Annotated in this window: 15 protein-coding genes; 13 read left to right on the forward strand and 2 right to left on the reverse strand. The window is 70.7% G+C overall.

The features are described from left to right. The first annotated feature begins 59 nt into the window (after nucleotides 1-59). The 10 genes from VMS22_15960 (at nucleotide 60) to VMS22_16005 (ending at nucleotide 9,382) form a co-directional block, all read left to right on the forward strand. Complete coding sequence (locus VMS22_15960) at nucleotides 60-1,508, forward strand: wax ester/triacylglycerol synthase family O-acyltransferase (protein HXJ35529.1); 1,449 nt, start codon at nucleotides 60-62, stop codon at nucleotides 1,506-1,508. Further along, the gene (locus VMS22_15965) at nucleotides 1,505-2,662 is read left to right on the forward strand and encodes a hypothetical protein (GenBank protein ID HXJ35530.1); all 1,158 of its coding nucleotides are present in this window, start codon (nucleotides 1,505-1,507) and stop codon (nucleotides 2,660-2,662) included. The genes VMS22_15960 and VMS22_15965 overlap by 4 nt, the downstream gene beginning before the upstream one ends. Before the next feature lie 213 nt (nucleotides 2,663-2,875). Further along, nucleotides 2,876-3,208 (forward strand): acyl carrier protein, encoded by a 333-nt coding sequence (locus VMS22_15970; protein ID HXJ35531.1) that lies wholly within the window; start codon nucleotides 2,876-2,878, stop codon nucleotides 3,206-3,208. A 71-nt stretch (nucleotides 3,209-3,279) separates the two neighbouring features. Continuing rightward, nucleotides 3,280-4,167, forward strand: coding sequence for an ion channel (locus VMS22_15975; protein HXJ35532.1), 888 nt, complete (start codon nucleotides 3,280-3,282; stop codon nucleotides 4,165-4,167). A gap of 84 nt (nucleotides 4,168-4,251) precedes the next feature. Beyond that, nucleotides 4,252-4,707 carry a CBS domain-containing protein gene (locus VMS22_15980; GenBank protein ID HXJ35533.1) on the forward strand — a complete coding sequence of 152 codons (456 nt, stop codon included), beginning with the start codon at nucleotides 4,252-4,254 and terminating at the stop codon, nucleotides 4,705-4,707. Nucleotides 4,708-4,745: 38 nt separating this feature from the next. Next, the gene (locus VMS22_15985; protein HXJ35534.1) at nucleotides 4,746-5,717 is read left to right on the forward strand and encodes a potassium channel protein; all 972 of its coding nucleotides are present in this window, start codon (nucleotides 4,746-4,748) and stop codon (nucleotides 5,715-5,717) included. 60 nt (nucleotides 5,718-5,777) lie between these two features. Further along, nucleotides 5,778-6,806, forward strand: coding sequence for an LLM class F420-dependent oxidoreductase (locus tag VMS22_15990; GenBank protein ID HXJ35535.1), 1,029 nt, complete (start codon nucleotides 5,778-5,780; stop codon nucleotides 6,804-6,806). Nucleotides 6,807-6,893: 87 nt separating this feature from the next. Then, on the forward strand, nucleotides 6,894-8,246 hold the full coding sequence (locus tag VMS22_15995; protein ID HXJ35536.1) for a hypothetical protein: 1,353 nt from the start codon (nucleotides 6,894-6,896) through the stop codon (nucleotides 8,244-8,246). Nucleotides 8,247-8,257: 11 nt separating this feature from the next. Then, nucleotides 8,258-8,386, forward strand: coding sequence for a hypothetical protein (locus tag VMS22_16000; protein ID HXJ35537.1), 129 nt, complete (start codon nucleotides 8,258-8,260; stop codon nucleotides 8,384-8,386). A gap of 33 nt (nucleotides 8,387-8,419) precedes the next feature. Further along, a complete protein-coding gene (locus VMS22_16005) occupies nucleotides 8,420-9,382 on the forward strand; it encodes a hypothetical protein (protein HXJ35538.1) in 963 nt (320 codons plus the stop codon). 12 nt (nucleotides 9,383-9,394) lie between these two features. Here the strand turns inward: VMS22_16005 and VMS22_16010 are convergent, their stop codons facing one another. Next, nucleotides 9,395-11,329 (reverse strand): sulfatase, encoded by a 1,935-nt coding sequence (locus tag VMS22_16010; protein ID HXJ35539.1) that lies wholly within the window; start codon nucleotides 11,327-11,329, stop codon nucleotides 9,395-9,397. A 208-nt stretch (nucleotides 11,330-11,537) separates the two neighbouring features. Between VMS22_16010 and VMS22_16015 the strand changes: the two genes are divergently transcribed. The 3 genes from VMS22_16015 (at nucleotide 11,538) to VMS22_16025 (ending at nucleotide 14,892) form a co-directional block, all read left to right on the forward strand. Beyond that, nucleotides 11,538-12,701 (forward strand): tetratricopeptide repeat protein, encoded by a 1,164-nt coding sequence (locus VMS22_16015; protein HXJ35540.1) that lies wholly within the window; start codon nucleotides 11,538-11,540, stop codon nucleotides 12,699-12,701. A gap of 168 nt (nucleotides 12,702-12,869) precedes the next feature. Beyond that, the gene (locus tag VMS22_16020; GenBank protein HXJ35541.1) at nucleotides 12,870-13,982 is read left to right on the forward strand and encodes a hypothetical protein; all 1,113 of its coding nucleotides are present in this window, start codon (nucleotides 12,870-12,872) and stop codon (nucleotides 13,980-13,982) included. 67 nt (nucleotides 13,983-14,049) lie between these two features. Next, the gene (locus tag VMS22_16025; protein HXJ35542.1) at nucleotides 14,050-14,892 is read left to right on the forward strand and encodes a prolipoprotein diacylglyceryl transferase family protein; all 843 of its coding nucleotides are present in this window, start codon (nucleotides 14,050-14,052) and stop codon (nucleotides 14,890-14,892) included. Here the strand turns inward: VMS22_16025 and VMS22_16030 are convergent. Beyond that, a partial coding sequence (locus tag VMS22_16030; GenBank protein HXJ35543.1) for a hypothetical protein occupies nucleotides 14,889-15,092 on the reverse strand: 204 nt, incomplete at its 5' end. The two genes, VMS22_16025 and VMS22_16030, sit on opposite strands and share 4 nt — an antisense overlap.

A 15,092-nucleotide genomic window follows, 5' to 3' on the forward strand; every position in this document is an offset into this window, starting at 1 on the left:
GGCCTGAACGGCGCGAAACGTCGCCAGGCACGCCCGCGCGTGGTAGAAGCCCGCCTCGCGTGGCCAGCTTTCGCTACGAGCGGCTCCCGGTGGCGGATGGAACGTTCCTCGCCTTCGAGGACCCCAACTCACACATGACGATCGGCGCGACGCTCGTCTTCGAGGCCGGTCCGCTCATGACCCCGGACGGCGGGCTCGACATCGAGCGGCTGCGCGCCCACATCGCGTCGCGCCTGCACCAGATTCCGCGCTACCGCCAGCGCCTGGACTGGGTGCCGATCGAGGGGCATCCGGTGTGGGTCGACGACGACCACTTCACGCTCGGCTATCACGTGCGGCACACGGCCCTGCCGCGCCCGGGCGACGAGCGAGCGCTCAAGCGCCTCACCGCGCGCGTCATGTCGCAGCAGCTCGATCGCGGGAAACCGCTGTGGGAGGCGTGGTTCGTCGAGGGGCTCGAGGACGGGCGCTGCGGGCTCATCATCAAGACCCATCACTGCATGACCGACGGCGTGGCGGCCGTCGAGCTGGCCACGGTGCTGCTCTCGCCCACGCCCGACGCGACCGTCGACGAGGCGCCGCGCTGGACCCCGCGGCCCGCGCCGACCGGATCGGAGCTGCTCCGCTCGGAGCTCGCGCGCGTGGTCGGCGCTCCCTGGCGCCTCGGCGTCGCCGCCAGGGACTTCGTCGCGCGCGCGACCCGCGGCCTGACGGTGCGCCAGAGCCTGGGTGCGCTCTGGGAGATCTCACGAGCGGGGCTCCGCACGGCCGCCGACACGCCGCTCAACCGGCCGATCGGACCGCACCGGCGCGTCGACTGGATCTCGATCGACCTCGGCGGCGTGAAGACGGTGAAGAACCGTCTCGGCGGCACGGTGAACGACGTCGTGCTCGCCGTCGTCGCGGGGGCGCTGCGACGCTTCCTGCACCGCCGCCGCATGTCGACCGACGGCGTCGACTTCCGCACGGTGGTGCCGGTCAGCGTGCGCGATGTCGAAGAGCGCGGGATGATGAACAACCGCGCTTCGGCGTGGATCATCTCGCTGCCGATCGGCGAGCGCGATCCACGCCGACGTCACACGCGTGTGCGCCAGACGACCGAGCACATGAAGCGCACGCACCAAGCGCGCGGCGTGCAGATCCTGGGCGAGATCGCGGGGCTCGCGGGCTCGCTCACGTTTTTGCACCTCGGCATCCGGCTCATGCAGCTCGTGAATCCGTACAACATGATCGTGACCAACGTGCCCGGACCGCCGATCCCGCTCTACCTCCTCGGCGCCCGCCTGCTCGCCGGCTACCCGATGGTGCCGCTGTTCGAGAACCAGGCGCTCGGCGTCGCGGTCTCGAGCTACGGGGGGCGCCTCTTCTTCGGCTTCAACGCCGACTGGGACCTCGTGCCGGATCTGGGCTACTTCGCCCGCGACGTGGAGACGTCGTTCGACGAGCTCGTCGCCGTCGCGACGGACACGGAAGTCCGTACGCGACCGGGCCGGCGGGCATCGCAATGATCGACCTCGTGCTTCGTTCGGTCCTGACGCCCGGCGTGCTCGCCGCCCGCTGGCTCGGGCTCGCCCAGGTGCCCGACGTCGACGAGGTGCCGCGCCCACGGCTCTCGCTCGGGCTCGCGACCAAGATGGCGCTCGACGAGGTGTTCTTCCTGACCGAGGCGCTGTCGGTACGCCTGGTCTCGGTCCGCGATCGCTCGCGCGTCGCGGAGGAGGTGGAGCGCGCGCTCGAGCTGTACGACGCGCGCGGCTTCCTCGACGCCCCCGCGCGCTACCACGGCGCCCCGGCCGCGCTCGAGCCGATCGACCTGCGGCCGGCGCAGTCGCGCGGGCTGCGCTACGTGCACCTGCGCTTCGCGAGCGGCTACGAGCCGCACGAGGGCGAGCCGGGACGCGAGCGATGGCTCGGCTACGAGCGAAATCGCACCGCGCACGCGTGGGTGCTCCAGCATCCGGGCGGGCCGCGGCCGTGGCTCGTGTGCGTGCACGGTTACCGCATGGGGTTCCCGCTCGCCGATTTCATCGGCTTCCCGGCGGCGTGGTTCCATCGCGAGCTCGGCCTGAACGTCGTCTTCCCGGTCCTCCCGCTCCACGGGCCGCGCAAGATGGGCGTGCGCACCGGCGACGGGTTCCTGTCCGGCGACTACCTCGACACGATCCACCTCCAGACCCAGGCCGTGTGGGACATCCGTCGCCTCGTGCGCTGGCTGCGGGCCGAGGAGCGGCAGCCGGTCGGCGTCTACGGCCTCTCGCTCGGCGGCTACACGACCACGCTGCTGGCGTCGCTCGAGGACGAGCTCGCCTGCGTCATCGCGGGCATTCCGGCGACCGACTACGTCGGGCTGACCCGCTGGGTGCTCCCGACGTGGCTCCTGCAGCTCGCCGAGTATGCCGGCCTCGCGCTCGATCGCGTCGAGCGCCTGGTCCGCGTGATCTCACCCCTGGCCATGGCGCCCCGCGTGCCGTGGGATCGCCGCTATCTCTACGCCGCGACGGCCGACCGCCTCGTACCGCCGGCCGGCGTGCGTGCGCTCTGGGAGCACTGGGATCGGCCGCGCCTCGACTGGTACGACGGGAGCCACACCTCGTTCGGGTGGGAGACGACGGTGCGAGGCTTGCTCGAGGACGCGCTCGGCCGCTCGGGTCTCATCCGATAGACTGCTTTCGTCACCGCGACTTCATCGCCGCACGACGGCGCCGCAACACGCCGCGGCTATAGGTGACGGCGTGCGGACGATGACCCCACCCCCGTCGGTGCCTGCCCCCCAGGCAGCGACCTGGTCATCCGGGCCGCATCCTCGCCCAGCGTGGTGTCCGGGGTCCACGTGACCAGGTGGTCGGCCCCGGGCACCACTCTTGCTTTTCGTCGTATGTACCCGCTCGTCCCCCCACCCACCGGCCGCCTCGGGCTCTTCGAGTTCGTCGAGCCCGTGGTGCGCTCCGCCCTGGCGGACCACCTCGGCGTCGAGGAGATCCTCCTCGCGCCCGACGTGTCGCTGACGGGTGATCTCGCCGCCGACTCGCTCGACCTCCTGGACGTCGTCATCGATCTCGAGGAGCGGCTCGCCATCGCCGTCCCCGAGCGCGACATCGATCGCGTACGCAGCGTGTCCGACCTCGTCCACGTGGTCGTGACCCACCTCTGGAATCGCGATCACCCGCGCATCGGGTCGCTCCCGCGCCGCTTCGGCGTCGCGGCCTGAACGAATCGGCTGGGGCTACGGGGCCCGTGGCTTGAGCCGCTCTTGGCCGGCGTGCGATCTCTCCCCCAGCGATGGCGCAACAACGTCGAGCGTTCGGCCGCGGCGGTGCGGGAGACCTGATCGTCCGCAAGGGGCTCGGGCGGGGGTGGCACGACGCCTACCATTGGCTGCTCGCGACGTCGTGGCCGCGCTTCATCGGGCTGCTCGTCGCCGGCTACGCGGTCGCGAACCTCGTCTTCGCGATCGGCTACACCCTCGAGCCGGGCGCGATCGCCAACGCCCACCAGGGCTCCTTCGGCGACATCTTCTTCTTCAGCGTGCACACGCTCGCGACCATCGGCTACGGCAACATGTACCCGCAGACCCTCTACGCGAACGTCCTGGTCGCGATGGAGGCGACGGTGGGCGTCCTCGCGCTCCCGCTGGTGACGGGCCTCGTCTTCGCGAAGTTCGCGCGGCCGACCGCCCGCGTGCTGTTCAGCGACCGGGCGATCATCGCGCCGCGTGATGGACAGCTGAGCCTTTTTCTCCGCATGGCCAACGGCCGCCGCAACCAGATCGTCGAAGCGCACGCGCGGCTGAGCGTCGTGCGGCTCGAGACGACGCAGGAGGGCGAGCCCATCCGGCGCATCCACGACCTCCCACTGGTGCGGAGCGAGACGGGCGTGTTCGTGTTCACCTGGATCATCACGCATCCGATCACGCCGTCGAGCCCGCTCTACGGCGCCACCCCCGCGTCGCTCGACGCGGACCAGGCCGAGTTCGTGGTGTCGATCGTCGGCATCGACGAGACCTCCTCGCAGACGATCCACGCGCGCTGGTCGTATCTGCCCGCAGAGATCGTGTGGGGCGGTCGCTTCGTGGACGTCCTCACGGACCTGGACGACGGCCGCCGGCAGATCGACTACGCGCGCTTCCACGACGTCGTTTCCGATCCCCGGGAATCGCCGCGGCCCTGAGGCGACACGGATCCCCGAGGGCGGGAAAATCGCCGCCGGTCCCGGGACGTCGCGGCCGGCACGCCACTTGAAGCCGCAAGGGGCATGCTGCGCGTACGCGACCTGATGTCCCGTGACGTGGCGACCCTCGACGTGAACGACACGCTCGACCTCGCCGACGACATCATGCGGCTCGGCCGGGTCCGCCATTTCCCGATCCTCGACGCCGGCAAGGTCGCCGGCGTGCTCTCGCAGCGTGACCTCTTTCGCGCAGCGTCGTCCTCGCTGCTGCAGCTCGAATACCAGACGGCGCGCCACTGGCTCGCCACCGTGCCGGTGAAAGCCGTCATGAGCACGACGATCCACGCGATCGGGCCCGACCGTCCCGTGCGCGACGCCGTGGACATGCTGGTCGAGCACAAGATAGGGTGCCTGCCGGTGGTGGAGAACGACACACTCGTCGGGCTGCTCTCCGAGACCGACTGCCTGCAGTATCTCTCGCGACTGCTCGCGCTCGCCGACGAGCGCCAGGGGCTGCCCGAGCTCCCACCGGCGGAGTAGGCCCGCTGCGACCGACGCGACGTCTCGCAGCCGGCCTGGTGGCACTCGCGCTCATCACAGCCGTCGGGACGGTGGGGTACGTCCTGATCGAGGGACTCCCGGTCATCGACGCCCTCTACTTCACGGTCGTGACCCTCACGACCGTCGGCTACGGCGACATCGTCCCCGTCACGGTCGGCGGACGCTTCTTCACGATCGCCATCATCCTGAGCGGCGTCGGCACCGCGCTCTACCTGCTGTCGGCAGCCGCGCAGCTCGTCCTGGAAGGCCAGCTGCGTGACATCTTCGGGAGGAACGTGATGCATCGACGCATCGATCAACTGCAGGGTCACGTGATCGTGTGCGGCTACGGCCGCTTCGGCCGCGTCGTGACAGAGGAGCTCCGCCGCAACCACGCCCCCGTCGTCGTCATCGACGCGGATCCCGGCAAGGAGGAGGCCCTCCGTGCCCTGGACGTCCCGTACGTCATCGGCTCGGCCCTCGCCGACGAGGTGCTGGAGCAGGCCGGTATTCGTCGCGCGCGAGCGATCGTCGTGGCGACGCCGTCCGATCCCGACAACGTCTTCATCACCCTTTCGGCGCGTGAGAAGAGCGCCGCCATTCGTATCCACGCGCGCGGCGAGACGGAGGCCGGGCTCCGCCGACTCGAGCTCGCGGGGGCGAATCAGGCCCTCTCCGCCTATCACAGCGGCGGCGTGCGCATGGCCGCGTCGATCCTGCGGCCGTCGGTGGTGGACTTCCTCGAGCTCTCGCTCCCCGGGCATCAGGAGGAAGTCACGCTCGAGGAGGCGCGCATCGGATCCGGCTCGACGCTGGCGAGCCAAACGATCGCCGACGTCGAGCGCGAGCAGTCGCGCGTGCGCGTGGTGGCGCTCAAGCGCGAGGACGAGCCGATCCGCATCATCCCGGAGCCCGCGACACGGCTCGCGGCGGGCGATCTGCTGGTCCTGATCGGCGATCGTGACGGGCTCGGTCGGCTGGCGCAGGTCGCCGGCGGCAAGGCGTCCTGAATCCACACCGGCTGCGCTGCGCATTGACACGGCGTCCACGCGGCCCTAGACCCGCGCCTCATGCGACTCGGCCTCAACGTCGGCTATTCCGGCGCGCGCATGCGCCTCGACATGCCCCTCATCACCGAGGCCGATCGGCTCGGCTTCCACTCGGTGTGGGCCGCCGAGGCCTACGGCTCCGACGCCGTGACACCCCTCGCATGGATCGCGGCGCAGACCGAGCGCATCCACGTGGCGTCGGGCATCATGCAGATGCCCGCGCGCACACCCGCCATGACGGCCATGACCGCCATGACGCTCGATCACCTCTCGAACGGCCGCTTCATCTGCGGCCTCGGCGTCTCGGGACCGCAGGTCGTCGAGGGCTGGCACGGCGTGCGCTACGGCAAGCCGCTCGTCCGCACGCGCGAATACGTCGAGATCCTGCGCACGATCTGGGCGCGCGAGCGGGCGCTCGAGCACCACGGCGAGCACTACGACATCCCGTACGAGGGGGCCGGCGCGAGCGGTCTCGGCAAGCCCCTCAAGAGCATCCTGCACGGCCGTCCGATCCCGATCTACCTCGCGGCCATCGGGCCCAAGAGCGTCGCGCAGGCGGCCGAGATCGCCGACGGCTGGCTGCCCATCTTCTACTCCCCGTATCGCGCGCCGAAGGTCTACCAGCCGTCGCTCGACGAGGGTTTCGCGAAGGCGGGCGGCGGCAAGAGCCCCGCCCGGTTCGACATCGCCGTCAGCACGACCGTCATCCTCGGCGACGACGTGCAGAAGTGCCTGGATCGCGTGAAGCCGCAGCTCGCGCTCTACATCGGCGGCATGGGCGCGCGCGGCAAGAACTTCTACAACGACCTCGCCTGCCGCTACGGATTCGAGTCGGCCGCGAAGACGATCCAGGACCTGTACCTCGCCGGCAAGAAGGACGAGGCGACGGCCGCGGTGCCGAACGAGCTCGCCGACGAGGTGTCGCTGGTCGGCTCCAAGGACCGCATTCGCGATCGGCTCGCCGCCTGGCGCGCGTCGCCGGTCGGCACCATGATCCTGGCCGTCGGCCAGCCCGAAGCGCTGCGGACGATGGCCGAGATCGCGCTCTGAGCGATCACACGGCCGTTCGGCCAGCGCCTCCGACCGTTCGAGCGGATCGGGCTGTTGCCCGGCTCCCCGTGCGCACACAATGGATGGATGGGACGCCTTCTCCCCTGCGCGATCGTGCTGACCCTCGCTCTCCGGCCGACGCCGACTCGCGCCGACGATGGCTGCCTTGCCGGCGCCTCGACGCTGGCCGACCAGCGCGCCATGGCGACGCTGCGCGCCAGCCTCGAGACGAGCTGTCCCTGCGCCGCCGCCAAGAGCCGCGGCACGTTCCGGCGCTGTGGCAAGGGCGTGCTCGCCGCCGCCGTCGGCGATGCGACGTTGCGCTCCGCGTGCGAGAAGACCGCGAAGCGCGTCATCAAGACCGCGTCGTGCGGCACGCAGCAGGTACCCTGCGGCCGCGTGCAGCCGGCGGCCGGCGTCGTGGCATCGTGCAAGGTCCGCCGCGCGGCCGCCTGCACCGACCGCGCGCGCTTCGACCAGACGGCGTGCTCGGACGCGACCTACTGCGCCGACGTGGTCGACTGGAGCGCCGGGACCTGCTCCGACGTGCGGGTGCCTGGTCCGTACGGGGTCGGCGTGCGCGTCATCACCTTCACGAAGCAGTCCGCCGTGAACCCGAACGATCCGCGCCCGCTCGACGTCGTCGTGTGGTATCCGACCACGCCCGGCGCCGGGCCGATCGACGGGCGGTACGACGGCGTCCTCGACGCGCCCGTCGACGGATCGGGGGCGCCCTACCCCGTCGTCATGTTCTCGCACGGCTCGTGCGGCTTCCCGACCCAGAGCCTGTTCCTGTGGCCGCTCGTCGCCTCGCGCGGCTACGTCGTCATCGCGCCGCCGCACCCCGGCAACACGCTCTTCGAGTTCCCGACCTGCAGCACGCCGCAAGCGCAGCTCGCGTCCGCGGTCGAACGACCCCAGGACGTCCGCTTCACGCTCGATCAGATGCTGGCGGAGAACGCGAACCCGGGATCGGCGTTCTTCGGCGTCCTCGACCCGACCCGCATCGGCATGTCGGGACATTCCTTCGGCGGCTTCACGACCTACCTCGCAGCGACGCAGGACACCCGCTATCGCGTCGCCATCCCCATGGCCGCGGCCGTCCCCCCCTCGCACCCAGTGCTGACCATACCGTCGCTCACCATGATCTCGACCGCGGACAGCGTCGTGAACAACAACGCTACGCGGAGCCAGTACGATCTGGCGGCAACCCCGAAGTACTTCGTCGAGATCGCGAACACCGGGCACTTCGCCTACTCGGACGGCTGCTTCCCCAGCCCCGACTGCAATCCGCCCGTGACGCTCACCCAGGACGAGGCACACCTCGCCGTGCTGCGCTGGGTGATTCCGTTCCTGGAATGGTACTTGAAGGGCGACGACCGATTCGCCGCCTTCTTCGAGACACCCCAGCCGGTGGGCGTCACCGTCCAGATCAACTAAGCAAGCGGCTCATGGGGTCGCTGCGACGCCGGGGCGCATTCGTCGTCGCCTGCGTGCTGGCGGTGCACGCCGGTCCGGCGTCGCATGCCGCAGCGCTGGACGGCGGCGATCCTGCCGTCGCGAACATCTTCTTGAACTAGGTCCGCGATGCGCAGGCGAGCCGCCGCGCGTTGTTGGCGCTCGCCCGCCAGGCGTCGCCCGACACGCCGGCCGGCGTCCGGATCGCCTTCGCCGACGCCTGGACCCGAAGCGGGCGTCCGAGAGAAGCCCGCCGCGTCCTCGACGGCATCGTCGCGGAGCACGCGGGGCCGCCGGCCATCGACTGGACGCACCTGACACTCGGCTGGCTCGACATGGTCGCGGGCGAATTCCGTCACGCACGCGGACACTACGAGCACGCCGACGAGACGGGGCTCGGCCACCCGGTCGCGCCGGTCGCGCTCGGATTGATCGACGCGGCGGAGCACCAAACGGATCGGGCGATCGCGACGCTGCGCGCGGCGGCTACGGCGCCCGGCGTGCCGCCGCCGCTCCGCCCGCTGGCGCGGCTCGGCGTCGCGTACGCGCACTACTGGACGCGCGCCTACGAGGTCGCTGCCGCGGAGTTCGACGAGGTCGCACGCACGGACGCGGGATCGATCCTCGCCGACGACGCCGCGTACGGGGCGGCCTGGGCGCGATGGCGTGCAGGCGCGCACGACGAGGCGCTCGAACGCCTGCGCGCCCTCGCGTCGCCGACGGAGCTGCAAGCGGAAACGAAGCGCACCGCGCGCGCCCTCGTCGATCTCGAGCCGCGCGCGATCACGCGCGGGGCCATGAAGCGCTATCGGCGCGTCCCGCTCGGGAGTCCCGCCGACCAGGTGCTCGCGCTCTTCGACGTCGACGGAAGGGAGCTCGCGCGCGCCGCGCTGGCGGATGTCGCCGATGCGCCGTCCACCGTGGCCGTGCCGGCGGGCGACCGCGCGCTCGCGCGGCCGGCCACGGAGCCTGCGCTCCAGGCGGAGCCGTCTGCGCGGCCCCGTCCAGTCGCCGGGACGAGCTTCGCCGCTCTCGTGCTCGTCATCGGGATCGTCGCCGGCAGCGCCGCGTTGTGGTGGCTGCTCGCTCGCCGGCATTCGCGCGACGAGCGCGGTTGAGGGCGCGCGGCGCTATGCGTAGCCGAGGTGTCGGAGCGCCTCGCGGATGGCGGGTCCGTCGGCAGCATGGTCGTCGATGCATTCGGCTTGGGGCGCGCCCGCTCCGCTCGCGGCGATCAGCTCCCGAGCCCATTCGAGATCCGCGCTCGCGGCCACGTCCCGCAGCTCGAGCCGATCGGTCTCGAGGTCGTACAGCTCCTCCTTGCCGTTCGCGGATCGAACGTACTTCCAGCGCGCGGTACGGATCGCCACCTTGTCCTCGGCGAACAGCAGCCCTTCGCACAGCGCCACCCGTTCCGCGCCGGTGGGACGCAGCATGCTCGTCCCGTCGAGGTCGCTCGGCGCCGGAAGATGCAGGAGGTCGAACATCGTGGGTGGCAGATCGATCAATCGAACGAGCTCCGCCACCCGATGATCGCGCGGAAGCCCCGCTCCGGCGAGGACGAGCGGGACGCGCACCAACTCGTCGTAGAACGTGTGGCCGTGCTCGACGCCGCCGTGCTCCCAGAACTCCTCGCCGTGGTCGGAGACGACCGCGATGAGCGTGTCGTCCCCCGGCGCGACGGCGTCGAGGATCTCCCCGAGACAGCGATCGACGTCCGCTACCCCGGCGTCGTAGAGCGCCACCATCTGGGCCTTCTCCGCCGGGCTCAGCCGGATCTCGCCGGCACGGAGTCGGGCGATGGCCTCGAAGCGATCGCGCAGCTCCGCACCGTCGTGCTCGATCTCCGCGAGCAAGGTGTCACCGCGGAATGACTTGTCGCCTCCGCAGCCGTACGGGGCATGAGGGTCGATGTAGTGGAGCCACAGGAAGTAGGGCTGATCCCGCGCGCCGGCGCGCAGCTCGCGGAGCCGGCGGAGACCCCGCTGGGTCACGACGTCGCCGTTGCCGCTGACCCGGGTTCCGAGCGCCGGCCCGACCAGCCGGGCGGCGAGCGTCGTGCGCAGGCAGATGGCCATCTCGGATTCGAGGCTCACGTTGTCGTACGTATCGAACCCCTGGGCGAGGCCGAACGGAAGCGCCAGGTAGGGATTCGCGACGACGGCGTGCGTGCGATAGCCCGCTGCACGCAGGCCCTGCGCGACGGTCCAGGTTCCGGAGCGCAGCGGCGCGCGGGCGAGGAGATCGAAGCCGTTGAGGGCCCATCCCGCGCCGTGACGCGACGGGTGGAGGCCGGTCAAGAAGGATGCGACCGACGGCAGCGTCCACGACGATTGTGCGATCGCCCTCTCGTAGAGGACGCCCGCGGCGGCAAGGCGATCGAGGTTCGGCATGAGCCCGCGCCCGCCGAGGGCGCGCATACGATCGGCACGGAGCGTGTCGATCGAGATCAGCACGACGGACGGGCGGCGCGTCGCATCGGCTCGCGCTTCGGTGGGACGCCGGCGCCTCCGCGCGACCCATGCGAGCGGAAGCTCCCGGAGGGCGAGGCGCACGAGCGGCGGAAGGAGCGCGAGATCGACGATCGCCACCGCGATCGCCAGGCGGCCGAGCGGTCCGAGCTTCCAGAAGATGGCGGCGACCGCGGCGACCGCGAGGCACGCGGCCAGCCCGGCCGCCGTTCCGACCACGGCGAGCGCGCGCCGTCGCGACGGCGCGTCGACGTGGGCGCGATCCATCGTGCCCCGGATCCGCTCGAGAAATTCGCGGGTCTCGATCGCGAAACAGAGGGCGGCAATGCTGCCCGCGGAGGCAGCCGCAACCGTGCGAGCCGCCAGCCCGGCCGCGAACCCGCCGAGCGCCACGACGGCGCCGAGCGGCAGGACGAGGACCGTCAGCGCGACGATCGGGATGGCGACGTACACCCACAGGTAGTCGCCGATGCGCACGAACGAGTTGCGTCTCGTCGCGATGAAGGCGTCACGCGCTCCGAGAACGAACGCGAGCAGAACCGCAGGCGCCGCTGCGGCACCGAGCGTCCCTGCGAGCGTCGCAGCGTCCGTCATCCGCGGGCGCCGACCATTCCTCACGTTGCGGCGCCCTGTCAACCTCCACACGCGAACGCGGACGCCGGCGCTAGCTCGCTGGCACGGGTCAAGGGACAGATCATGATGTCTCTCCCTCGGAGTCGCATGCCCAATCTTGACTGGCACGAACGATCCGTCGTACATGCCGCGAACGATCCCCTCCGAGCGACGCTCCGCGCCATCTCCGATGTCACGCGTCACGGCGGCGATCGTCACGACCCTCGTCCTGGCGAGCGGGCGGGTCGACGGCCAGGCCACGGACGGCGCCCCACCATCCGTTCTCGACGCCACGACCCTGCAGGCGCTGTCGTCCTACATGGAGAATCCGGCGCGGAACCGTCGCGCGGTGTTGGCGCTGCGTGCATACGGCGTCGAGAACCTTCCACCACCGGCGCTGCTCGCGCTGGCCGACGCCTACCTGCGCAGCGGACAGACGCCTGCTGCCCAGACGACGTTCGTCCGGGCGCTCGCGGCGAGCGAAGGAACGCCCTGGGCCACGTGGGCGAACCTCGGCCTCGGGTGGATCGCGCTCGCCGGCGGCGACATCGGTACCGCGCGGACCCACTTCCAGATCGTAGAGGCTTCGGTCTCCGATCGGGCCGGCGAGCCGACGCTCGCCGCCGTATCGGGCATCCTCGCGCTGCTCGACGCAGCCGACGGACACACCTCGCAGTCGGTCGAGGACTTTCAGCGCATCGGCAGCGGGGCGACGTCGTTCTCGCTACGGATCGCGACCCAGCTCGGGCGCGCCTACGCGTACTATTGGGCACGCGATTTCGGCACGGCAGCCGTGCTTTTCCGCGGGTTTGCGGCAGAGTATCCGAACACACCCCTCACCGACGACGCGCGCTACGGCGAAGCCTGGTCCCTCGTCCGCAACGGCCAGCGGGCCGAGGGCATCGCCCTGCTCCAGTCGTTGGCCGGAGATCCCGACACGGCGACGGCGGACCGCGCCACACGCGATCTCGTCGACCTCCAGTCCCGGGCGATCCTGCGGCGCGCCCTGCGTCGCTATCGCCGCCAACCAGTAATGGCGCTCGATCAACAGCTCGCCGCTGCCCTCGATCTCGACGGCCGCATGCTCGCGCGTGCGGCGCTGCGCCGGCTCGGTGAGCAACCCGACGCCGAGATCACGGCGACGGCACAGGTCGATCGCCCGACCGACAGGACGGCGGCTCCTCAACACGTCGCCGATGCACATACGCCGATGCCGGCCGCGACGGATGTTCACGTACCGGCGAGTCCGCAGGCGGTCTCCGCGTCCTGGAGTCGCTGGTGGCTCCTCGCCGCGCTGCTCGCCGCGCTCGCCGGTGTCGCCCGGCACCGGCGCACGACGTCGTCGTCGCGATAGCTTGCGATCAGCGCCCGCACCGGGCCGTGACGCGCCGCAGCTAGCTCACGGAACCGCAAATTCAGCAACAAATCCCTTGACAGACCACGCACCTGCCATGCTAACGGGCAACATCCGATCTGGTCGTGAGTGGAAACGCGCCACACCAACGCAAAAGGGGGAAGGGCTATGACGCAGCGGCTGGCGACGGTCTTGATCTTTCTAGCAGGAGCGCTTCTCTTCATCGCGTCCGCCGGGAGGTCGGACGCCGCGTGCGTAGGCGGTGCACCCAACGGCCTCCTGGAGGGCAGTGAGCAGTGCGATACGGGTGCGGCGACGAATCGGTGCTGTACCAACACCTGCACGTATCAGGCGAGCGGCACCGCCTGCGACGACTTCAACGACTGCAGCAAGAACACCAAGTGCGACGACGACGGTGACTGCGGCGGCGGCACGAAAGAGGCCGACGGGACGCCGTGCCGCGACAAAGACATCAACGGCAACAACATCGACTGCGTTCAGCGCAGCTGTCAGGCGAAGGCCTGCACCGGATCGGGCACCGACATGTGCAGCGACGGCATTCGGTGCACCGACGACATCTGCCTGAATCCCAACACGACGACGTGCCAATCCACCCACCCGGCTTCGGCCGTCAACACGCCGTGCGATCTCGACGGCAACCAGTGCACGGTCGACAGGTGCAACGGCACCGCGGGCGGCTGCTACAACGTGACGACCATCAGTTGCCCGAACACGAACCCGGGTGTGTGCAAGTTCGACGCGTGCGACACGGCCTCGGGAGCCTGCGTAGTGAACAACAAGGACCAGGGCACCGCGTGCACGTCGGACAGCAATACGTGCACCGACGACGAGTGCAACAAGACCGGCGCCTGCAAGCACTTCAATCGCGGGGCCGGAGCGCCGTGCGACGACGCCAACTCGTGTACGTCGGGCGAACAGTGCGACGCCCACAAGAACTGCGGCGGTAACGGCCCCCCCTATGCCGGCAACCCGATCGCGAACGGGACCGCATGTGCGTCGGACGGCAGCGTGTGTACGTTCGACTACTGCACCGGGGCTCCGTCCAGTCCGACGTGCAGCCACACGAACGTATCGTTCGACGGCCTGTCCAACACGAACGGCACCACGTGCAACGACACGAACATCTGTACGGACGCTTCGTCGTGCTCCGGCGGCTCCTGCGTCGGAACGCACTGCGCGACCGGTACGTGCCCGTACTGCAGCAGCGCCTGTGGCACCACGACGCCCTCGTGCGGTTGCGGCGCCGGCACCGGGGGCTGATCGAGATCCGATCCGGATTCGGCACGGCGTGGCGCAGGTCACGTCGTGCCGGTCCGCCTCCTGACGCATGCATCCGATCCTGATCGACCTCCCGTTCCTTCGCGTCACGTCGGGCGACGCGATGCTGCTCGTCGCGGTCGTCTTCACCTGGTGGATCGGCCCGCGCTGGGCGGCGTCGCTCGAGGGCCTCGACGTCGGTCGCGTCCGGCGGGCGAGCGTCGTCCTGTCCCTCGTGGCGCTCGCCGGTGCCCGGGCCCACTTCGCGCTCAACTTCTGGAACGTCTACGCGGACCATCCGGTCGACGTGCTGAAGCCCTGGATCGGCGGCTTCCACGTCGGGGGCGCCGTCATCGCGCTCGTGGCGGCGGCCCCGTGGGTCACGCGGCGGCAAGGCCTGCCGCTCGGGAAGTTCGGCGACGGCGTCACGCCCGTCGTCGGTGTCGCCCTCGCGATCCAGCGGGTGGGCTGTCTGCTTCACGGCTGCTGCTTCGGGACGACGTGCGATTGGCCGTGGGCGATCACCTTCCCCCCGCAGAGCGCGGTCTACGCGACTCAGGAATATCTCGGCTGGCTCGAGCCGGGCGCCACGCGGTCGCTGCCGGTGCACCCGTTGCAGATCTACTTCATGGCGGCCGGCCTCGCCCTGGCCGCGGTCGCGCTGTGGGTCCAGCGCCGCAAGCGGTACGACGGTCAGGTGGCGCTCGTCGGCCTCGTGGTCCTGTCGGCCAGCGCGGCCGGGCTCGAGTTCTTCCGCGGCGAGTTCGGCGGACGCGTGTGGTGGGGATCGCTGCCGCAGCTCGAATGGACCGCGTTGGCCATGCTGGCAGCAGCGTTCGTGGCGCTGGCGGCCGCGGAGATGGTCCACCGCCGTCAGCGCGTGGCGGTCGGCGCGCTCGTCGGCTCCGCCTAGCGCCGGCGGCCGGACGCGGGCCGGCGCTCCCGCCAGTCCGGATGCGTCACGCACCAGTCGCTCGGCACGAGCAGCGTCTCGCGATGGTCGACCCGCCACGTGCGCGCATACTCGGTCCAGCGCCGGACCGCACGGTCGCTCCAGCACGTGGACAGGTGGCGGGTGTACGTCCCGAAATCGGGCACGCTCCACAGGAGCAC

This window comes from Candidatus Eisenbacteria bacterium, assembly GCA_035577985.1.
Lineage (GTDB): Bacteria > Desulfobacterota > Binatia > DP-6 > DP-6 > DATJZY01.